This is a genomic window from Oligoflexus sp. (assembly GCF_035638955.1).
Lineage (GTDB): Bacteria > Bdellovibrionota_B > Oligoflexia > Oligoflexales > Oligoflexaceae > Oligoflexus.
In genome coordinates this window covers 111,942-131,573 of sequence record NZ_DASQYZ010000112.1, presented here as the reverse complement: position 1 = coordinate 131,573, position 19,632 = coordinate 111,942, and the positions used below count along the sequence as shown (strand labels likewise).

The window sequence follows — 19,632 nt, the reverse complement described above, 5'->3', positions numbered from 1 at the left end:
AAGTAACCAGGGCCGGAGGTGTCGTCAATAACCTTCATTGACACTTTCTGGAAAGACCAACAGGAAATCATTTGCTAACGTGTCCGGCAAAGGAGGGTCCCCATGCGATTTCCATCTCGACCCCTCGTCCTCTGGGCCGCAGTCTTTCATCTCACTTTACCTACTGTTTTCGCCGCCAATGAACCAGCGCCTAGCCCGACTCCTGCAAGTTTTCCCCCGGCACTTGCTGCCACAGACGCCTGTTTTGTTCTTTATGATCTTAAAGAAAATAGAGTCAAAGAAACGATCAACCCCGAGCGCTGCAAGCAACGCCACGCGGCCTGTTCCACCTTCAAGGTTCCCTTGGCCGTCATGTCCTTTGATGCCGGCATTTTGAAGGACAAATCCTCGTCGCTGAAATGGGACGGAAAGAAACGCATGGTTCCAGAGTGGAACAAGGATCAGACCGCGCAAAGTTGGATGACTGAGTCAGTGGTATGGTTTTCGCAACATCTAACCCGGCAGTTGGGGCGCCCGCGTATTCAAAGTTATTTGAGCAAGTTCGGCTATGGGAGTGCCGACTACAGTGGAGGCCTCGAAGACGCCTGGTTGACCCCGGCGCCTTTTCTTACGACAGACCCGAAGACGAGCCTGACGATTTCTGGACTCGAGCAGATTGAATTCCTTAAGGCCCTCTATAAAAATGAATTGCCGGCCTCAAAGGATGCCATGCACAAGGCCAGGAAATTGCTGCCATCAGAAACCTCTCCGGGAGGAACGGTGCTCTCGGGTAAAACGGGATCGGGATTTATAGGCGAGGATTTTCGACTTCGTCTGGGTTGGTTCGTGGCTCACATCAAACGCCCCGATGGACATGAGTTCCTCGCCGTCCTTACCTACAATGATCGCACGCCTATCGTCGACGCTTCATTTGGTGGTGGATTGGCCAAGGATTCCATGAAAGGCATGCTAGCTGAACGAGGCCTTTGGTAACAGGCGCGCAAGGAGGAGAAGACATGATTTATTCCATTGGTCATTCCGATCGAACCCTGGAAGACCTCGTTGAGCTTCTTCAGACGCGCGCCATCACGCTGGTCGCAGATGTTCGCAAAATGCCGCGTTCCCGCACCAATCCCCAATTCAATCTGGAAATGCTGCAGAAGGATTTGCCTTCTGTCGGCATAAGTTATGTTCACCTTCCACGATTGACAGGTTTGCGCAAAGCAGGGAAAAGCATCAGCAGCAGCAACGGCTGGCGTAATAAATCCTTTAAAGCCTATGCTGATTACATGGAAAGTAGCGAATTCTCGGCAGGTCTGGACGAACTGCTGACCATAGCGCAGCAGAGCACTGTAGCCGTCATGTGCTCCGAGGCGGTATGGTGGCGTTGTCATCGACGTTTAATTGCGGATGCTCTGGTCGTGCGAGGCGTTGACGTTCGGCACATTCTTTCGAAAGCACCAGCAAAGTCCCATCAGCTGACCGAGATCGCGCATGTAGAAGCGGGCCAACTGAGTTATCCTGAACAGCCAGGAGTCAGTGACGTACAAGCCCACGGCGTCCGACACCCGGTGCTCCCAGGAAAAAACGCACACGCACGTTAAAGGCTGATTCTGAAAGTTCAAAGGGTCAGGAGTAACATCAGACTCATGGCGGAATCGGCCGGGATGCGGCCGCTCACCTGGCCCTGAAAATCGATTGATCCACGCAGCCGATGCTGGTTTGAACGCCGCCAGCCTTCTCACAAACCTTCCGATCATGATAGCTCACCACGCCTTCGAAAATGGCGAGAACGGCAATCATGGCGCCAAGTAAAGCCAGAAGCTTCAGACCAGAAGACCGATTGAACATATGATCAAACATGCGACCTTGCCCCTCCCGAGGCGCCGCCCAAATGGGCTGCAGTAATTTATTAGTATGCGCCTATTTTTCCAGATCAGAGGGGTAGGGAGCAAGCTTAAAATCCAGAACCCGCTCTCCACCCTATGGGGAGCCTCGCAGGACAAGGATAACGCCCATGCAAGGCGCGGATGACCGCAAAGGGCTGGGCTGCATGCATCCTCATCCCAGGTGCGCGTGGACGAACCAACGGCCGGCTGATCCGTTCGAGCTCTTATCGTTTTCCGGATTTGCCGGCTGGTTCAGGTGCCTTGGGAGGAAATTTGAAAGACACATTGAAGTCTTCGGCCAGCAAACTGAAAATGGTTAAGCTCTTCCATTCCCCGTTCATATAGACAAAGCCTCGCCTGATGCCCTCGCGGATCATACCAACCGATTTCGCCAGGTTGATCGATCGCCGGTTTTTTCCTTCAATCGCGGCTTCGATTCGATGCAGTTTTAGAGTCTTGAAGGCGACCTCCAGCATGGCTTCAACCAACTCACGGCCGTAACCTTGTCCCCAGGAATGATTGTAAATGCCATAGCCCAGGCCACCAGATTGAAAAATCTTCCGGCGGATATCGAACAGAACCGCATGGCCGATGGGCTGTCCTGACGAACGATCCAGCGCGATAAAGTAATAGCGCTCGGCATCGCGGTTTCTTTGTTCCTGCTGCAGCATTTTTTTAAAGGCCTGCCGCGTCCACTTGAAATTGGGATCAGGCTTGATGTCCCATTTGTTTCGAGCTTTGGGAAGTTGCTTGTGGGTTTTTTTCCAAAGCTCGAAGTCATCCGCATTGTAGAAACGGATGATCAGGCGGTCTGTCTTTTTCTCAAAGTTTGAAGGGATCAAAAGGTCGACCTCATTGAGGAGCATGGCGTTTCAAAAAATGCGGGATTTCAAGTCCGCAATTTCCTCATGACAATCCATGGGAGCAAAAGACTCCAATTCACATAAAACCTGCTGAATGTGCTTTTGGTAAGACGGCGCTTCCATGCGTTGGGGGCGATGCCTGACCGCTTGCAGCACATTCTGCCACCGGCGCAGGAAGGCCTTGGCTTCATCCGTTGCATAGCACCCGATAAATTTCTCCCAGATATAATCAATCGCCTGAGCCGAGGGATGAATCATATCCGCTTCATAAAAGCGATAGTCGCGCAGATCATCCAGCATAATTTCATAAGCCGGAAAATAGCGCACACGATGGACGTGCCGGGCTACACATTCATGAATTTGAACCAGCAGCAGGCTCTTGCTTAAACTATTTAAAACCATCGTGTCGCGCGTGTGCCGCACAGGGCTAAGGCTGACAATCAGGGGCGAAGACGTTGGCAGAAAATGCAGTATTTCTTCCAAGGCCGTCTGAATTTCCTGGCCCGTCAGCAGTCTTTTTTCAAACTGATCGGCGGGTTTTTTGTGGCAGTTTGCCACCAGGTGACCATCCGCTTTCCTTGCATAAACCCAGGCCGTCCCCAGAGTGAGGAGGACACATGGAATCGTCTGCAAAACATCGCGAACCTTCGCCGCGAGTGCCTGCCACCGCAGCTGGAGCGTGGCACGATCCGCTGCATAAAATCGACTGTGCAGATCGTGATGAAAAAAGGCCCCGTCGTGCTCGGTAAATAGCTCCTCATCCAGATCAGTCTGCTCGACCGCCATACGGAGAAGCCTGGCGAGCGCCAGGGGATGAAAGAGAGTACCAAAAGGCGCGTTTAATCCCTGCCACTTGAAATCCAAAAGTTTTTGACCCATATGCTCCGCAAAGCAGGATCCCAGGGTCAATATCGGTTGCTTCAGGTCCAGGAATGGATCCGGTAGACACGCAAAATCTGTCCTAAATGACTTCATGAAAACTCCCAGAATCGGCGGCATATTATGGCGGACCCAAGTTCACATTGCAAGTGGCCACACACAGCCGCTAGATTGCTGCAGACCCATTTCTCAGGAGTTTTCTTTATGCAAAGTCTTAAGTCCATCTCTTTTCTGGCCCTGGTCGCGCTTTGTGCGCCGACCATGCAGGCAGCCAGCACCAAGGAAGTGAGTCGGCGCGAGGTCGGCAATCTGGTGATGGAAAATATTCCCGAGATTCCTGCCAGTCTGAAAGAACGTCTGAACCAGTATGAAAATATCCGTTCCGCCTCTGTTTTAGGCTGGCTCCCTGGTGATCAGGGCCTTTTGATCAGCACACGGTTTGCCGAAGCCGCTCAGCTGCACTCGGTCAAGGGACCCCTGCAGTATCGCAAGCAATTGACCTTCTTTGATGAGCCCGTAGGTGTCGCGAATGTGAATCCTGTCACGCCTCACCTGCTCTTTCTCAAGGATAAAGGCGGCAATGAGAACTCCCAGATTTATCTGATGGATCTAGGCACAGGCCGTTCCAAAATGTTGACGGATGGAGAATCGCGCAATGAGTCCGCGATGTGGGATCATCAGGGTCGCTTGATGGCTTTTGCCAGCACCAAACGCAACGGTCGCGACACTGATATTTATGTCCAGGATTTGAGTCAACCGGAAGCCAAGGCTGAACTTGTCGTGCAGGAAGGCGGCACCTGGGAGCCCATGGAATTCAACTGGGATGCTACGCAGTTGCTGGTGGCCAAGTCGGTTTCGGCCAATGAAAATTACTTGTATCTCTATGATATCAAGGCAAAGAAACTGGAGCAGCTGTTCCCCGGCCTTAAAACTGCCTTTGGTGCGGCGACCTTTTCCAAGGATGGTCGGCAAATCTTTCTTTCGAATGATGGCCAGGGCGAATTCAAGACGCTTTATAGCTATACCATTGCCAACAAAAACGCCAAGCCTATCACTGCCGATATCAATTGGGATGTGGATGCTGCACGGCTGTCACCGGATGGTCGCAGTCTGGCTTTTGAAACCAATGAAGGCGGCATCAGCAAAATTTATCTGATGGATACGAAGAACCTTGCTTATAAGGAACTGAAAGGCCTTCCCATTGGGCAGATCGGCAGCTTCTTCTTTCATCCGCAGAAACCCAATCTGCTGGCCATGACCCTCTCTTCAGCCAAATCATCGGGTGATGTGTTCGTCTACGACCTCAAGAGCAATAAAATGCAGGCTTGGACCGAGAGCGAAACCGGTGGTCTGAATAATCAGAATTTCGTGGACCCGGAACTGATCAGTTATCCCACGTTCGACCAGCTGAACAATCAGCCTCGCCTGATTCCAGCCTTTGTGTATAAATCCAAAAATCATAAGGGCAAGCTGCCAGTCGTCATCAGTATTCATGGAGGGCCTGAGGCTCAGTTCCGTCCCGGTTTTTCGGCTAATTTTCAATACTACGCCACGGAACTCGGCGTGGCCGTGATCGCGCCCAATGTCCGTGGCTCGGCGGGTTATGGCAAAACTTATCTGACCCTGGATAATGGTTTTAAGCGTGAGGATTCGGTTAAGGATATTGGAGCGTTGCTGGATTGGATTGCAACGCAGCCCGATCTGGATGCCAGTAAGGTTGTTGTCATGGGTGGATCCTATGGTGGGTATATGACTCTCGCATCGATGACCTATTACAGCGACCGTCTGGCCGGTGGTATCGATACGGTTGGGATTAGTCACTTCATCAGTTTCCTGACCAACACGAAATCGTATCGTCAGGACTTACGTCGGGTGGAGTATGGTGATGAACGTGTGGCGGAGATGAAGACATTCCTTGATAAAATTTCGCCTTTGACCAACGTGAATAAGATCAAAAAGCCTCTGTTCGTTGTGCAAGGTCTCAATGATCCCCGCGTGCCGGCTTCGGAAGCGGAGCAGATTGTGAAAGCGGTCAGGGCCAATGGGAATGATGGCTGGTATCTCTTGGCCAAGGATGAAGGTCATGGGTTTAGGAAGAAGGCGAACCAGTCGGTTTACCTCCAGACGACTGTGATGTTCCTGGAGAAGGTGTTGTTCTCGCCTAAGACGACTTCGAATCCCTGATGATAAGGCCGGCCTTTCATGGCTGGCCTCCTCCTCACGGAAGAGGCCTGCACGACCGTTCAAGCCGCCTTCGCCAGGAACCGAATGCTTTCCGGGTCGTCCAGAAAGCATTTCCCCAGCCTCTGCTTTTTATCCAACTCGTCTTTCACCACAGAAATCGGAATATGATAGAGCTGGATCTGATGCAGGATCTCGTGGGTGTCATAGTAATAGGTTTTGAGCAGGTTATAAACATAACCCATCTCCTGATCGCTGCCGTAGCTCTCCTCGATCAGCCTTTTGTGAAGGTCCACCGCCAGCTTCATCTTATCGCGCAGTTCCTGCAAAGAGACAGGCTTGGCGACGATGTTAGCGGCTCCGAGTTGGAAGGCGCGCTTGACGGTGTCGGGATTCACGGCGCCTGAGACAAAGATCACGGGGATGGTGATCATTTTCTTCTTGAGCTCTTCCATCAGGTCAAAGCCATCCATATGGGGCATGCGGATGTCGCACAGAATGATATCGAATTGGCGAGTCAGGAGCAGCTGATGCGCGGTGAACGCGTCGGGTGCATATTCGCACTCGTAGATATCGCCCACAGCGGCCTCCAGCAACACGAAAATCTCGTAGTTGTCATCAACAACAAGGCAGGCTAGTTTGTCAGCATTATCCATACGCATCAGCGCCTCAGTGGTGGTTTACAGACCCGCTTGGGAAATTCTTGTTCTGCCCTCTTATCCGTCTTCGCCCTGCGGAGATGTAGGGACAGGCCCATCCCACGGAAAATATGGGATAATGTGCCCTGGATTTAACGACCGGCGTCAAACGGTGGGGCGATTTTTGGCGGGTTGGGCTGGGACATTCTTACGGCATGGACGAATGAGCAACAACCCGATATATAAGTGGATTCGTGCGGGTCGTACCAGTTGGCTATTTTTTAGGGTTTTTTATGCGCAATGACCAAATCCAAATGCACCCCAGTTGGAAGGCGGTGCTGCAGCCTGAGTTTCAACAGGACTATATGATTAAGCTGAAGAGCTTTTTGAAAGATGAAATTGCCCGAGGCAAAATCATCTACCCAAAAGGGTCGGACTATTTCCATGCCTTGAACGCCACGCCGTTTGACAAGGTGCGCGTGGTGATTTTGGGCCAGGACCCTTACCATGGACCTGATCAGGCGCATGGCCTGAGTTTTTCGGTGAAGCCGGGGGTGCCGGTCCCACCTTCTCTTGTGAATATTTTCAAGGAATTGAAAGCGGATCTTGGTGTTCCACCCTCGCATCACGGTTACCTGGAGTCATGGGCGGAGCAGGGCGTTTTGCTGCTCAATACAGTCCTGACGGTGGAGCAGGGCCAGGCCGCGTCGCATCAAAAGCGCGGCTGGGAGCACTTCACCGACCGCATCATTCAGGAACTGAATGAAAAACGCGAAGGGCTGGTCTTCGTACTCTGGGGCTCGCACGCCCAGAAGAAAGGCCGTGATCTCGATCGCAGCAAACACCAGGTGATCGAAACCGCGCATCCTTCGCCGCTGTCGGCCCATCGCGGTTTCTTTGGCAGTAAACCATTCTCGAAGATCAACGAGTATTTCAAATCGCGCGGGGAACCGCCGATCCACTGGCAGCTGCCGCAAAATTTGAACGCATAGAGGATAGTAATGGACAAGAAGAATGCTCAGGAAAACCCCTTTATCAGCCTCCTCTTCAATATCGCGATTCCCTCGCTGATTTTGAATAAGCTCAGCACCGCGGAACGACTGGGACCTGTCAAGGGAATGATCCTGGCCTTGTCCTTTCCCATCGTCTACGGCATCTGGGATTTTGCCAAGCGGCGTCATATTAGCTTTATTTCCGGTCTGGGATTTATCAGCATCCTGCTGACAGGAGTTTTTACCCTGACCGAACTGCCCGTGGAGTGGATCGCCGTCAAGGAAGCCGCCATACCCAGTCTGATCGGGATCGCCATCATCGTGTCGATGCGCACACAAAGTCCACTTGTCAAAAAACTTCTCTACAACGACACGATTATCAATGTCGATCTGGTCGAATCACGATTGGAATCGACGCATCATAAACAATCCTTTGAACGCCTTCTGGCCCAGTCCTCGTATCTTCTGGCTGGTTCCTTTTTAATTTCCGCCATACTCAACTTTGTCCTGGCCCAAGTGATCCTGAAGAGCCCGACGGGTACACCCGAATTCAACGAACAGCTCGGCCGTATGCATGCACTGAGTTGGCCCGTCATCGTCATCCCATCCATGGCTATCATGATGTTCGCGCTCTTTCGTCTGATGAAAGGCATTAAGAATTTAACGGGTCTTGAGACGGAAGAAGTGTTGAAAACCCAGGAAAAGGCGACACCGCGCAAGTGAAATACGCAGTTTTTCTAGCTCGCGCGCGACTCATCGGTGAACCCGGGAGTCGCGACTGTCATAAAACCTGGCGAGGGGCAAGGAGAAATTCTTCAAGTCGCGCGATGAGAAAAACTGAAAATTGAGTTGACTTGCCAATCCGTCCTGCATGTTATGCAAAAGTTCAAACCACCGCTGTTTCTTCCTCAAAAAAAGTCCGCTGAGCCAGCTATACCAAAGAATACGGGCCTGCATCATGGCTTGTTGATAAGTTTTTTTTTCAATCGAGGATAGTTCCCACAAGTGCGCAACCTGCTTTCATTTTCCTCGGCTTTTCGGCAACTTATTCACAGGACATGCACAAGATAGCGCTACATTTAGGGGTTGACTCAGGTTGCTCACACTAGATATGCTAAATTTCGTCGGCAACAAACAGACTCCGAATTCACAAATGGACTTGGCTTTCACAAGCTACCGACACATGATACGCGCTCAAGTTGTTGAGATATAAGTTGAACAGATGGTGAGTAAATAGTGGAACACGTACATGCGATGTTAAGCCAAGGAATCGAGGGCCGCATTCAATAAACTCAAGCGGCCGGGTGCGGCGTGCAGCCTGGGGGAGCCCATGCTCTCTTCTGCCAGCAGCCGAATACCCCAGCGGGAACCAGGTTCCCGCACATGAGACACAACAATCCAGATATATATGATATTGAAAGCGATGCACCGGATCGCAGGGAATTTTTTTTTCTTGAAACCCTGTCCTGGCGCTGCTCAAGGCGTGGCTTTTGCATTAAAAGCCTTTGCCACTCAGAAAAGGCTTTAGGCCGTCAGGTCAATCTTCATAGCTCTAGTCGAGAGGAACTGCCATGAGTCTTCACACGCCCAGCAGCACAACCACTGTCGAAGCAGATGCCAACCTTGGACTGCGCCGTGAACGTTCCATTTTTATTCGAAAAAGGAACGGCGATAGGGAGCCGCTGAATAGCGCCAAACTCAGCGAATCGATTGCCTCGCTCTGTCATGGTCTCCATGAAGTGGATGTGCAGCGGATCCTGGACAAGGTGGTGAATGGACTCTACGACGGCGCCACCAGCGAAGAAATTGACAAGCTCGTGATGCACACCACGGCGATGCTGATTGCTGATGAACCTGAATACTCCAAACTCGCAGCCCGTCAGTTGCATCAGTTTGTTCTGGATGAAGTGGCCAAGCTTAAGGTCCGCAGTTTTTCTGAATCCATTCAGCATGGCTATGAAGTGGGACTGCTTGCCGAAAATACCTACAATTTCGTCATGGAACACCGCGAGCAACTCGACCAGTCGATCGATCACCGCCGCTCGGAACTGTTCGAATACTTCGGCATTCGGACCATTTATGATCGCTATCTGCTGAAAGATCCAGAAAAACGCTGGGTTTTCGAAACTCCTCAGTATTTCTTCCTGCGTGTGGCTTGCGGGCTTTCCTTGACCGTCAAGGAAGCGATTGAATTCTATGACCTGATTTCCTCGTTCGCCTATATGCCCAGCACACCCACGCTGTTCAATTCCGGCACCCGTCGTCCGCAGATGAGCTCATGCTATCTGCTGGATTCGCCTCAGGATAGTCTGGAATCGATCTATGATCGCTACAAAGATGTGGCGATGCTCTCGAAATTCGCCGGTGGCATCGGCCTCGCGTATCACCGTATTCGCGCGCAGGGATCGCTGATCCGCGGCACCAACGGCAAAAGCAATGGCATCATCCCTTTCCTGAAAACTCTCGACTCCTCCGTCTCGGCTGTGAATCAGGGTGGCAAGCGCAAAGGTGCGGCCTGTATTTATTTGGAAACATGGCATGCAGATATTTTGGACTTTCTGCAGCTGCGGGAAAACACGGGTGACGATCAACGCCGCGCGCACAACCTGAATCTGGCCAACTGGATTCCCGATCTTTTCATGAAGCGCGTGGAAAGCGATGGCCAATGGTCGCTGTTTGATCCAGCAGAAGCGCCCCATTTTACCGATCTTTTCGGTGACGCGTTCGAAGAAGCTTATCTGTCGGCCGAACGCGAAGGTCTGGCCAAGGCTCGGATCCCCGCGCGTGAACTCTATGCCGTCATGATGAAATCACTGGCTCAAACGGGTAACGGCTGGATGACCTTCAAGGATGCCAGCAATCAAAAATGCAACCAGACTGGAAAAAGTCCGGCCAACGTTGTGCATCTGTCGAACCTGTGCACCGAAATCATCGAAGTCACGTCGCAGGATGAAACCGCGGTGTGTAACCTCGGTTCGATCAACCTGGCCAATTATGTTGAAAACAAAGAGATCAATTATCCCAAGCTGCGTGAAAATGTCCGCACAGCCGTCAAGTATCTGGATCGCGTGATCGATATCAATTTCTATCCGATCGCTCCGGCCGCTTCGTCAAATCACCGCTGGCGCCCAGTTGGCCTGGGTCTGATGGGTCTGCAGGATGCTTTCTTTAAGCTCCAGCTGCCGTTTGACAGTGAAGGCGCCCGTGAAATTTCCCGCCGCGTGCAGGAGGAAATTTACTACGCAGCATTGGAAGAATCCTGCGCTCTGGCCAAGGAATTCGGACCACATCCCTCTTACGAAGAGACCCGGGCTGCGGACGGTGTGCTCCAGTTTGATCTGTGGAAGGTGACGCCTTCGGATCCTGCCCGCTGGCAGGTTCTGCGTGAGAAAATCAAAGCTCACGGTTTGCGCAACTCGCTCTTGATCGCCATCGCCCCAACAGCTACCATCGCTTCGATTTGCGGCGCCTATGAGTGTATTGAACCCCAGGTTTCGAACCTCTTCAAGCGCGAGACGCTGTCGGGCGAATTCATTCAGATCAACACCTATTTGGTGAAGACCTTGAAAGATTTGAATCTTTGGAATGAATCGGTCCGTCATCAGATCAAGATGGCCGAGGGTTCCATCCAGGGTATCGATGAGATCCCTGAAAGTGTCCGGGCCATCTATCGGACAGCCTGGGAAATTCCTCAAAAATCGCTCGTGGACATGGCAGCGGATCGCGGCGCCTATATCGACCAGAGTCAATCGCTGAATCTTTTCAGCGAAAGCCCGACCATCGGAAAACTTTCGTCGATGTATAATTATGCCTGGAAAAAGGGTCTGAAAACGACGTATTATCTGCGTTCAAGACCAGCAACAAAAATCAATAAGACCTCAGCGCAAGCGCCAACCCCGACCACGGCTGTTGCCGCGATTGCCTGTTCCCTTGAAAACCCGGATGCCTGCGAAGCGTGTCAGTGAGGAGTGAAAGAATGCTGTTAAGTCCTGGGATGGATTTGACCCTAAGACCGATGAAGTATCCTATGTTCTATGACATGTACAAGGATGCCATCAAGAACACATGGACCGTCGAGGAAGTTGATTTCACGACCGATGTGGGTGATCTGCGGGACAAGCTGTCCGATGCCGAGAAACATTTGATCAAGCGTCTGGTGGCCTTTTTCGCCACCGGCGATTCCATCGTATCAAACAATCTCGTGCTCAATCTTTACAAGCATATCAACTCCCCGGAAGCCCGGATGTATCTGTCGCGTCAGCTCTATGAAGAGGCGCTGCACGTCCAGTTTTATCTGACGCTTCTGGACACTTATCTGCCCAATGACGAGGAACGTGTCGCTGCCTTTTCCGCGATCGAAAATATTCCTTCGATCCGCCGCAAGGGCGAATTCTGTTTCCGCTGGATCGATTCGATCAATGAGATGCATAGCCTGCAAACCAAGGCCGATCGGCAGAAATTTCTGCTGAACCTGATCTGCTTTGCGGCTTGCATCGAAGGTCTGTTTTTCTTTGCCGCCTTTGCCTATGTCTACTTCCTAAGGTCCAAGGGACTTTTGCATGGCCTCGCGTCGGGAACCAACTGGGTTTTCCGCGATGAGAGCTGTCATATGAACTTTGCGTTCTCGGTCATCGAGCAGGTCCGCGACGAAGAGCCCGAACTCTTTGATGACGGTCTGCGCCGCGACATTACCCGCATGATCGATGAAGCTGTGGAATGCGAGATGGCCTTTGCTCAGGACGTCCTTGGCTTTGGTATCGCCGGTCTTTCGGAAAAGGATATGCGGTCCTATCTGGAATACGTGGCTGACCAGCGCCTTGTGACCCTTGGCATCACGCCGGTTTATATGTCCAAGAATCCCTTTGGTTTCATGGAACTTCAGGACGTGCAGGAACTGACCAACTTCTTCGAACGACGTGTCGCCGCCTATCAAAAGGGCGTCACCGGTGAAGTCAGCTTTAACGAGGACTTTTAAGTCCCCTTCCCACGCCTATTTTTCCGCTTCATGACCCAACCCTGCCGTCTGGATTTTTGATCCAGACGCGCCCCTGGAACCACCTCCCCTTTACGGTTTCCCGAGCCTCGCCGCCTGCCTATTCTTATTTTTTGGAAAGGACAGTCCAGTTGTTTTCAGACTGCCGATAAGAAACCGTGAGAATCCATCAAGGAGCACACGTGCCGGCCATCTGGATACTGCTGACCCTTCTTTTTCTGCCCGGAGCGGTAGGGGCCCAATCCATCGATCCGCGCACGCCGATTGTGGACGACTTCGTCGAGCAGCGGGCGAAAAACCCCGGCCTTTATCAGTCGCCGCCGATCACTCATATCGTCCCCGCGCATAATACCATCACCTACGCCGGTCAATTTGAAGAAGTGAACCTCAAGCTCATGGAAAAGCCTGAGGGTCTGGCCAAAGTCAATGAAGACAATGCCGTAACAGTCACGGGCTATAAACTGGAACCGCATCTTGCACTTTCCCTCAAAACCATCGCGATCGGATTTTCCATTGAACGATCGAAGCTGGCCGAAGAGTGGGTTTATACCGACTCTTACAACACCTACCAGCGCCGGCAGAAGTCGACGCTGGAGACCAGTGGGCTCGGCTTGAACCTGGCCTTTTTACCCTTTCCCAAATTGCACAAAAAATTGCGTCTGGCCATGATCCTGGGGGGCAAGAGCCTCAATGTGAAGCACGGGGTAAGCTCGATTCAATCACAAACTGGGCCCGTGTCGATCGAAGACGCGGATATACAAAGCTTTCGCTATACGGTCAATCACTACGAGGCGGGGCTGAACCTCAGCTGGTTTGTGCTCAAACGATTTGCAATCGTGCCCTGGCTCGATTACGCCACCTATGATATCGCAGGCGCTCAGGCCATCTTCAACGCCGACAAGTATTCCAGCGGGGAATTGAAGTCGGTCATGGAGAATGATCTGAATCTCTTTTTTCTGAGCTATCCGAAGTTTCGCTATGGTTTGGATTTTTCTGTGCAGGTGATCGGCTTGGACGTGAGAATCGGCGGATTGCTCGGGACCCTGGCGAATTTGAACAAATCCGTCGACTATATCGAAGAAAATTCGATCACGATCAGTGTATCGATCGAACAAAAAGGCAATTAGGAATCGAGCCCCACACCCTTGTTCTCCTGAACACGACGCACGATATCACTGGTTGAAAGACCTTCCACAAAAGGGATGCGTTCCACCGTTCCGCCGTTGGCCTGCACCACATCCGCGCCGACGATCTGATGGATTTCGTAGTCGGCACCTTTCACCAGAACATCCGGCATGATCTCAGCTATCAGGCGGCCCGGGGTTTCCTCATCGAAGGGCACCACGAAGTCCACGCACTGCAAAGCTGCGAGCAGACGCATGCGCTGATCACAGGAAATAATCGGCCGACTGGCGCCTTTCAGCTGGCGAACGGATCGATCGGTATTCACGCCAATGACCAGGAGGTGACCCCGGGAACGGGCTTCCTCAAGATAGGATATATGTCCGGCATGCAGGATATCAAAGCAGCCGTTGGTGAAGACGACCTTCTGTGAGCGCTTGCCGATGGGGCCGATAGCTGCTCTCACGTCCCGGCTTTCCATGATCTTGGTCGAGGTCTGGGTAAAACCAAAGTGATGGTGGTCCTCTTCATGCTCCAAAGCTTCGATCAGTTCATGGCGCAGAATGGGTTGCGTTCCCCATTTTTCCACCACCCGACCGGCCGCGGTATTGGCCAGGCGCATCGATTCAAACAGGGAAATTTTAGCCCCAAGACCCAGAGCCATGATGGAAACCACCGTATCACCAGCACCGGACACATCGAAGACCTCGCGGGTCACAGCGCGCAGCTGCTCTTTCTCGCCGGTTTTGCCTTCAAGGCCCAGCATGCCTTCGGCACCCAGAGTCACCAGAATATTTTCGATCGCATAGTTCTTATGGAGTTTTTCGGCCAGCTCAAGGGCGGGAAGCGAGGGTTGATTGTCAAGACCCAGGGCATCACAGGCTTCCTTGCGATTGGGCGTCACAAGAGTGGCGCCGGCATACTGTGAATAGTCCTTGCCCTTGGGATCGACCACGACGGGAACTTGACGCTGACGGGCAAGCTGAATCAATCGCTGCAGAAACTCGCGAGGCAGGCCGCCTTTACCATAATCACTGAGCAGCATCACATCCCAGTTTTGCTTTTCCACATATTGATAAAGTTCGTCCTGCATCCATTGCGGGATGGACCTTACCTCTTCCCAATCCACGCGCACCAGCTGCTGATGATTGGCGGTGATGCGGGTTTTACGAACGGTGGGACGCTCGGGATCGGTAAAGACGCCCTTGATGTCGACAGCATCCACCTTCAAAAGCTGCTTCAATTGATCGGCGGCTCCATCATTCCCGCAGACCCCTATCATCAAGGCTTCGCCGCCGACCAGCTGGATATTGCGGGCAACGTTGGCCGCACCGCCGGCCGTGATGGAAGTCGTGCGCACGAGATGAACCGGGACAGGGGCTTCAGGGGATATCCGATTGACGACTCCATCCAAATATTCGTCCAGAATGAGGTCGCCGATCACGGCCACGCGTACTGTTTTTTGATCCCAGGGAAGCTTTGGTTTTGTCCACATTGATCTGTCCTCATCAGCGGGAAAGGTCCATTCACTAGAACATTTATCCATACTACCAAAGCCAGGGCAAGTCAAAGACATGACACAAAGGCATGTGATCGTCAGGCCTTTGACTCCGGCAAAGCTCGCCCAATGACGGGTTCTTGGCGCCGTCAAGTTTTAGATAATGATTTGCCACCCTTAAATTATGGCACGGCGGTTGCAATCCAAGCCTTGCTAACAATACCATCAAGAGGCTTCTCCACTATGCGCACGCTGTTTGCTGCATCACGATTGCTTTTGCTTATGGCTCTCAGCTTGCTGAGCAGCAGCGGGCAGCAGTTGTATGGGAAGCAGCGTTACAGTCAAATCGTGGTGCCTTTTCCTGATGAACGCGTCTTTACCTATCGCTATGAACCGAGCGAGCGGGCTTTGGTTCTGGAAATTCAAGGCACCCATACCAGCGAACTGGAACCGGTCTTTCATTATGATGAAACTGTCGTTCGTCGGGTTTTCTTCAAGGACCAGGGCGGCCAGGGCACCGAAGTTAAACTGATCCTGCGCGATGATTCGGTCCGCGTGATGGTCAATAGTTTCCATGAACCCTTCCGCATCACCGTCGACTTCTTTGATGCGGACTATAAGGAAACCCACGATCCCACCACTGGACTTCCTTTGGTGCCGGTGGCTCAGGGCTCCGCGGATGATGATCGTCCGACTTTGGCTGAAACAGCCCCAGGGTCTGTGCCCGCTGCTGAAACCGGCAGCGCTCTGGCCGAACCAGCTGGTAAAAGACGTCTCCTTCAGCCGCAACCTGAGGCCATTCGCACACCTCAGGAACTGGTGGTCAAACTGAATGATACGGCAGGTGGCCTGGGCCAGTCCTGGAAAACCTATCCGCCTTATATCTATCGCATCCAGATTGCGACCTTCAAAACCGGCAAAAGCTATGAGGGCTGGATCAAGCAGAACGCCGGCAAGGCCATGACCTCGACTGACGCGATGGCTCAGTATGCGGGTCAGCTCTTTGACTTCGGCCACGAAAATCGCGCGCTGATCGCTTATCAAAAAGTCCTGCATCAGGATCCCACGGTGTTCGATCGCGGTGCGGAACACATCTGGAAACTGGCCGAAATTCATCTGGGCCAAGGTAACCTGACGCTGGCTGATGGCTACTATGAAAGTCTGCAGCAGAAGCATCCCGATAGCCCTCTGTCGTCTTTCGGAGCCATGCGCCGCCTCGATATCAAATCCATTCGCGCGATTCAGCAAGGCAAGGCCCAGGACATGGCCAACCTCAGCAAGAGTCTGGAAGCCATCCCGACCCGTGATAATCACAGCCTGACAGCACTGGCCGCACTGCGCCGCGCCTACTGGCAGATTGAAGTGGCTGCCATTCAAAAACTCATGCCGCACTTTGCGGAACCACCGGTTGTCGGTCCCAACATCATGATGCGGCTCGAAGAAAGTCGCGCGGGTTCGGATAGCCCACGCACCGCCTTCCTGATCGACAGCATTATCCTGGCCAATCGTTTGAAATCTGAAGTCTGGAATGCAGAAACAGCCAAAATCGCTGGCGAGTATTTCGAACGTTACAAAGGCAAAGCCACCGAGCCCTTCCGTCCTCTCCTGATGAAGCGCTGCGAAGCCAGTATCCTGACGAGCATCGATAAGCATCTCAAGGCTCAGGAATATGCGGATGTCGTGTCGGTCGTGGAAAGCCTGCCGAAAAGCGCTGACGAGCTGAGAAAAGCCACGTCCGTGAGCTGGGCCGCGGCTGAATCCTACCGCCGCATGAAGCAGCCTGTCGCGTCCCTGCCCTACTATGAAAATGCAGCTCGGACCACCGATAGCAAACCCGATCAGTTCCGCGCCTGGTTCTGGCATATGCAGGCTTCCATGAAGGGCCTTGATAACGAGACCGCGCGCAAGTCGGGCAAGGACACTCTGGATCGATTGAACAAGGGCCTTCAAACCTCGGATCGTAATGCCTGGGAAAGCTGGAAGACTCTGACAGCCGAAGAAAAGACCACCATCCATGCCGAAATCAAGGCTGATCTGGAAGCGAATCTCACGGCCCCTCAGTTGGTCCGGACTTCGCCCCGAATCCTTCTCGAAACCTGGAATCAGAAACTGGCCACGGAAACTCCCACCGCTGGTGCCGCCGTGGGAGGCAGTCGCGCGGAAGGCCAACCCACTGCCCGCATGATTTATCTGTTTGCGGATCTCAGCAAACGCTTTGAGCAGCTCAGCATGGATCCTGAACGCCAGGCCGCCAAGCAGCTCTTGCGCAAGATCAACCTCAAATCAGCGCCGCCTGACAAGGATGCTCTGAGGGTCTGGACCAACGAACTCACCGCTCTGGCGGAAGAATTCCGTCGCAACAACGATTACCTGGAGGCCGGCCGACTCTACACACAGACCGGAACTGAAAACAACCAGTGGGAAGGCCGCGCTGAGGCTCTTTACAAAGGCGGACTCCTGCTCTATCGATCAGGCCGCCGGGACGAAGCCATGGCTGCCTTCAAACAAGCCGCCGATGACGGCAACAACCTGTTGTATGCCGAACTTGCTAAGAAGCGTTTGGAGCAAATCCAAAGATAGGAGTCTCTGATGAACATGAAAAGCAACAATGGTGCGATCGCTCATGACGTTGAGGAACCCAAGGTAAGTTCCACGGACTACCTCAATTACATGAAAGACAAACAGAGTCGCGAGAAGCAGCAGCAGCAACAGCAGCAGAAGCCCGCTGCCGTGCCAGCGCCTCAGGCCAATTTCATCTTTGCCGATGAAAAAATGCTGCGCATTCGTGAAATCATCAAGCAGATCGCCGACGCCAACGTTCCTGTGCTGATCACCGGCGAATCCGGAACCGGCAAGGAAGTGATTGCTCGCATGATTCATTCGAGCAGCAATCGCAAGGCTGACCCCTTTGTTGCCATCAACTGCGCGGCTCTGCCTCCCAATCTTCTGGAAAGCGAGCTCTTTGGTTTCGAAAAGGGTGCGTTCACCGGCGCGCATCAGCAGCACATCGGCAAGTTCGAGCAGGCCACCGGCGGCACGCTCCTGCTGGACGAAGTGACCGAAACCGATCAAAATCTGCAGGCCAAACTTCTGCGCGCTCTGCAGGAGCAGGAAATCGAGCGTATCGGCGGCAACGGCCCCATCAAGGTCAACACCCGCATTATCGCGACGACCAACCGCGATATCACCCGCTCGGTGAAAGATGGTCGCTTCCGTCAGGACCTCTTCTATCGCCTGTATGTGATTCATTTGGAAATTCCTCCTTTGCGCGAGCGCCCCAAGGATGTTGAGGTTTTGACCCGTCACTTCCTCAAGGCCTTCAGCACCCAGTTCAAAGGCGAAGCCGCGACGCTGACCGCGGATGCGATGCAAAAGATTCTGAAGTACACCTGGCCCGGCAACGTGCGCGAACTCCAGAACGTGATTCAGCGCGCTGTTCTGATGGCTTCCGGCAACACGATCACCGCCAAGGAATTCGTGCTGGAACAAAAGAAGGTTGATGAAGATCTGGAATGGGTCAAGCATCTGCCTATCGGCCGCAAGATGCAGGAAGTGGAAACCCAGTTCATTCTGGAAACCCTCCGCACCCATAACGGCAACCGTACTCATTCCGCGAAGACTCTGGGCATCAGCCTCAGAACCCTACGCAACAAGATCAACGAGTTCAACCTCGAAGGTCTGGAAGTGCCCCAGCCTGCATCAGGAAAAGCACTATGAGCAGCAGCTTGATTGGTGGCATGTTCACGCGATCGGACCAGCTGAAGATGGCTGCGTTGGATCTGCGTCTGGAACGGCAGCACGTCCTGAACGGCAACATTGCCAACTCCGAAACACCGGGTTACCGGGCCATCGGATTTGACTTTGAAGAGCAGCTTCAAGCTCTGGCTGGCGGCGACGAGGAAGTCGTTCCCATGAAAGCGGCTGACCCCAGGCACTTTCGCAGTGATCTGGTGGAAGCCGATGGCACCCTTCAGGCTGAAGTCTATGTGCGTCCCACCGAGAGCGTCGGGCAGGACGGCAACACTGTGGACGTCGATAAGGAAATGGCGGATATGGCACAAAACCAGATCCTCTACAAAGCCACAGTGGAATTGATCAACAAGAAATTGGCGACTCTGAAATATGCCATCGCCAACGGAGGTCAGGTATGAGTTTCTTTCAGGCCATGAATATTAGTTCATCAGGCTTGGCTGCTCAGCGCATTCGCATGAACGTGCTGTCAGCGAACCTTGCCAACGCCAACACCACACGGACACCGGAAGGTGGTCCTTACAAGCGTGAAGATGTGGTGTTCGCGGCGAATCCAGCCAGCGGCAATCCCTTTGAAGGGTTTTTGGATGAAGATATGGGCACGCAGGTAAAAAAGGTGCAGGTTGTCGACATTCATCAGGACACCAAGGCCCCCCGTATGGTGCTGGACCCGACTCATCCCGATGCGAATGCGGAAGGCTATGTGGCCATGCCCAACATCCAGGTCATGAGCGAAATGGTCAACATGATCGCGGCGACCCGGGCTTTTGAAGCCAATACCACGGCTCTCAATGCCTCGAAGAGCATGGCGAATACTGCCATTGAAGTCGGTCGCGTCTAACAGGAGT

At 52.9% G+C, this 19,632-nt stretch carries 17 protein-coding genes; 12 read left to right on the top strand and 5 right to left on the bottom strand.

The window, feature by feature from the left end:
- The first annotated feature begins 102 nt into the window (after nt 1–102).
- Both VE954_RS11100 and VE954_RS11095 read left to right on the top strand, forming a co-directional pair.
- The gene (locus VE954_RS11100) at nt 103–972 is read left to right on the top strand and encodes a penicillin-binding transpeptidase domain-containing protein (RefSeq protein ID WP_324952652.1); all 870 of its coding nucleotides are present in this window, start codon (nt 103–105) and stop codon (nt 970–972) included.
- 23 nt (nt 973–995) lie between these two features.
- Nucleotides 996–1,583 carry a DUF488 domain-containing protein gene (locus VE954_RS11095; RefSeq protein ID WP_324952650.1) on the top strand — a complete coding sequence of 196 codons (588 nt, stop codon included), beginning with the start codon at nt 996–998 and terminating at the stop codon, nt 1,581–1,583.
- A 73-nt stretch (nt 1,584–1,656) separates the two neighbouring features.
- On the opposite strand, the gene VE954_RS11090 is transcribed toward VE954_RS11095, so the two are convergent.
- From VE954_RS11090 to VE954_RS11080, 3 genes are all read right to left on the bottom strand, one after another.
- A complete protein-coding gene (locus tag VE954_RS11090) occupies nt 1,657–1,842 on the bottom strand; it encodes a hypothetical protein (RefSeq protein WP_324952648.1) in 186 nt (61 codons plus the stop codon).
- 250 nt (nt 1,843–2,092) lie between these two features.
- Nucleotides 2,093–2,734, bottom strand: a complete 642-nt coding sequence (locus VE954_RS11085; RefSeq protein WP_324952646.1) for a GNAT family protein — start codon at nt 2,732–2,734, stop codon at nt 2,093–2,095.
- 6 nt (nt 2,735–2,740) lie between these two features.
- Nucleotides 2,741–3,706 carry a GSCFA domain-containing protein gene (locus tag VE954_RS11080; RefSeq protein WP_324952644.1) on the bottom strand — a complete coding sequence of 322 codons (966 nt, stop codon included), beginning with the start codon at nt 3,704–3,706 and terminating at the stop codon, nt 2,741–2,743.
- Nucleotides 3,707–3,814: 108 nt separating this feature from the next.
- On the opposite strand from VE954_RS11080, the gene VE954_RS11075 reads away from it, so the two are divergent.
- On the top strand, nt 3,815–5,794 hold the full coding sequence (locus tag VE954_RS11075; protein WP_324952642.1) for a S9 family peptidase: 1,980 nt from the start codon (nt 3,815–3,817) through the stop codon (nt 5,792–5,794).
- 59 nt (nt 5,795–5,853) lie between these two features.
- On the opposite strand, the gene VE954_RS11070 is transcribed toward VE954_RS11075, so the two are convergent.
- The gene (locus VE954_RS11070) at nt 5,854–6,453 is read right to left on the bottom strand and encodes a response regulator (RefSeq protein WP_324952640.1); all 600 of its coding nucleotides are present in this window, start codon (nt 6,451–6,453) and stop codon (nt 5,854–5,856) included.
- A 269-nt stretch (nt 6,454–6,722) separates the two neighbouring features.
- On the opposite strand from VE954_RS11070, the gene ung reads away from it, so the two are divergent.
- The 5 genes from ung to VE954_RS11045 all read left to right on the top strand — a co-directional run bounded on the left by ung (nt 6,723) and on the right by VE954_RS11045 (nt 13,541).
- Nucleotides 6,723–7,421: a uracil-DNA glycosylase gene (ung, locus tag VE954_RS11065; protein WP_324952638.1), complete on the top strand. Its 699-nt coding sequence runs from the start codon at nt 6,723–6,725 to the stop codon at nt 7,419–7,421.
- Nucleotides 7,422–7,430: 9 nt separating this feature from the next.
- Complete coding sequence (locus VE954_RS11060; RefSeq protein WP_324952636.1) at nt 7,431–8,144, top strand: VC0807 family protein; 714 nt, start codon at nt 7,431–7,433, stop codon at nt 8,142–8,144.
- Nucleotides 8,145–8,992: 848 nt separating this feature from the next.
- Nucleotides 8,993–11,386, top strand: a complete 2,394-nt coding sequence (locus VE954_RS11055; RefSeq protein ID WP_324952634.1) for a ribonucleoside-diphosphate reductase subunit alpha — start codon at nt 8,993–8,995, stop codon at nt 11,384–11,386.
- 11 nt (nt 11,387–11,397) lie between these two features.
- Nucleotides 11,398–12,396 carry a ribonucleotide-diphosphate reductase subunit beta gene (locus tag VE954_RS11050; RefSeq protein WP_324952632.1) on the top strand — a complete coding sequence of 333 codons (999 nt, stop codon included), beginning with the start codon at nt 11,398–11,400 and terminating at the stop codon, nt 12,394–12,396.
- A 200-nt stretch (nt 12,397–12,596) separates the two neighbouring features.
- Nucleotides 12,597–13,541, top strand: a complete 945-nt coding sequence (locus tag VE954_RS11045) for a hypothetical protein (RefSeq protein ID WP_324952630.1) — start codon at nt 12,597–12,599, stop codon at nt 13,539–13,541.
- On the opposite strand, the gene rfaE2 is transcribed toward VE954_RS11045, so the two are convergent.
- Entirely contained in the window at nt 13,538–15,031 is a 1,494-nt protein-coding gene (gene rfaE2, locus VE954_RS11040; RefSeq protein WP_324952628.1) for a D-glycero-beta-D-manno-heptose 1-phosphate adenylyltransferase, read from the bottom strand. The two genes, VE954_RS11045 and rfaE2, sit on opposite strands and share 4 nt — an antisense overlap.
- Nucleotides 15,032–15,277: 246 nt before the next feature.
- On the opposite strand from rfaE2, the gene VE954_RS11035 reads away from it, so the two are divergent.
- From VE954_RS11035 to flgC, 4 genes are read left to right on the top strand one after another with little or no spacing between them, the layout of a single operon-like run.
- A complete protein-coding gene (locus VE954_RS11035) occupies nt 15,278–17,614 on the top strand; it encodes a tetratricopeptide repeat protein (RefSeq protein WP_324952625.1) in 2,337 nt (778 codons plus the stop codon).
- A 9-nt stretch (nt 17,615–17,623) separates the two neighbouring features.
- The gene (locus tag VE954_RS11030; protein ID WP_324952623.1) at nt 17,624–18,751 is read left to right on the top strand and encodes a sigma-54 dependent transcriptional regulator; all 1,128 of its coding nucleotides are present in this window, start codon (nt 17,624–17,626) and stop codon (nt 18,749–18,751) included.
- The gene (gene flgB, locus VE954_RS11025) at nt 18,748–19,185 is read left to right on the top strand and encodes a flagellar basal body rod protein FlgB (RefSeq protein ID WP_324952621.1); all 438 of its coding nucleotides are present in this window, start codon (nt 18,748–18,750) and stop codon (nt 19,183–19,185) included. Before VE954_RS11030 ends, flgB begins: the two co-directional genes overlap by 4 nt.
- Nucleotides 19,182–19,625: a flagellar basal body rod protein FlgC gene (flgC, locus tag VE954_RS11020; RefSeq protein ID WP_324952619.1), complete on the top strand. Its 444-nt coding sequence runs from the start codon at nt 19,182–19,184 to the stop codon at nt 19,623–19,625. The genes flgB and flgC overlap by 4 nt, the downstream gene beginning before the upstream one ends.
- The last annotated feature ends 7 nt before the right edge of the window (nt 19,626–19,632 follow it).

Bases quoted from the DNA above. Each gene is read 5' to 3' on its own strand.
- VE954_RS11100 (WP_324952652.1), top strand. From the start codon at position 103: ATGCGATTTCCATCTCGACCCCTCGTCCTCTGGGCCGCAGTCTTTCAT.
- VE954_RS11095 (WP_324952650.1), top strand. From the start codon at position 996: ATGATTTATTCCATTGGTCATTCCGATCGAACCCTGGAAGACCTCGTT.
- VE954_RS11090 (WP_324952648.1), bottom strand. From the start codon at position 1,842: ATGTTTGATCATATGTTCAATCGGTCTTCTGGTCTGAAGCTTCTGGCT.
- VE954_RS11085 (WP_324952646.1), bottom strand. From the start codon at position 2,734: ATGCTCCTCAATGAGGTCGACCTTTTGATCCCTTCAAACTTTGAGAAA.
- VE954_RS11080 (WP_324952644.1), bottom strand. From the start codon at position 3,706: ATGAAGTCATTTAGGACAGATTTTGCGTGTCTACCGGATCCATTCCTG.
- VE954_RS11075 (WP_324952642.1), top strand. From the start codon at position 3,815: ATGCAAAGTCTTAAGTCCATCTCTTTTCTGGCCCTGGTCGCGCTTTGT.
- VE954_RS11070 (WP_324952640.1), bottom strand. From the start codon at position 6,453: ATGCGTATGGATAATGCTGACAAACTAGCCTGCCTTGTTGTTGATGAC.
- ung (WP_324952638.1), top strand. From the start codon at position 6,723: ATGCGCAATGACCAAATCCAAATGCACCCCAGTTGGAAGGCGGTGCTG.
- VE954_RS11060 (WP_324952636.1), top strand. From the start codon at position 7,431: ATGGACAAGAAGAATGCTCAGGAAAACCCCTTTATCAGCCTCCTCTTC.
- VE954_RS11055 (WP_324952634.1), top strand. From the start codon at position 8,993: ATGAGTCTTCACACGCCCAGCAGCACAACCACTGTCGAAGCAGATGCC.
- VE954_RS11050 (WP_324952632.1), top strand. From the start codon at position 11,398: ATGCTGTTAAGTCCTGGGATGGATTTGACCCTAAGACCGATGAAGTAT.
- rfaE2 (WP_324952628.1), bottom strand. From the start codon at position 15,031: ATGTGGACAAAACCAAAGCTTCCCTGGGATCAAAAAACAGTACGCGTG.
- VE954_RS11035 (WP_324952625.1), top strand. From the start codon at position 15,278: ATGCGCACGCTGTTTGCTGCATCACGATTGCTTTTGCTTATGGCTCTC.
- VE954_RS11030 (WP_324952623.1), top strand. From the start codon at position 17,624: ATGAACATGAAAAGCAACAATGGTGCGATCGCTCATGACGTTGAGGAA.
- flgB (WP_324952621.1), top strand. From the start codon at position 18,748: ATGAGCAGCAGCTTGATTGGTGGCATGTTCACGCGATCGGACCAGCTG.
- flgC (WP_324952619.1), top strand. From the start codon at position 19,182: ATGAGTTTCTTTCAGGCCATGAATATTAGTTCATCAGGCTTGGCTGCT.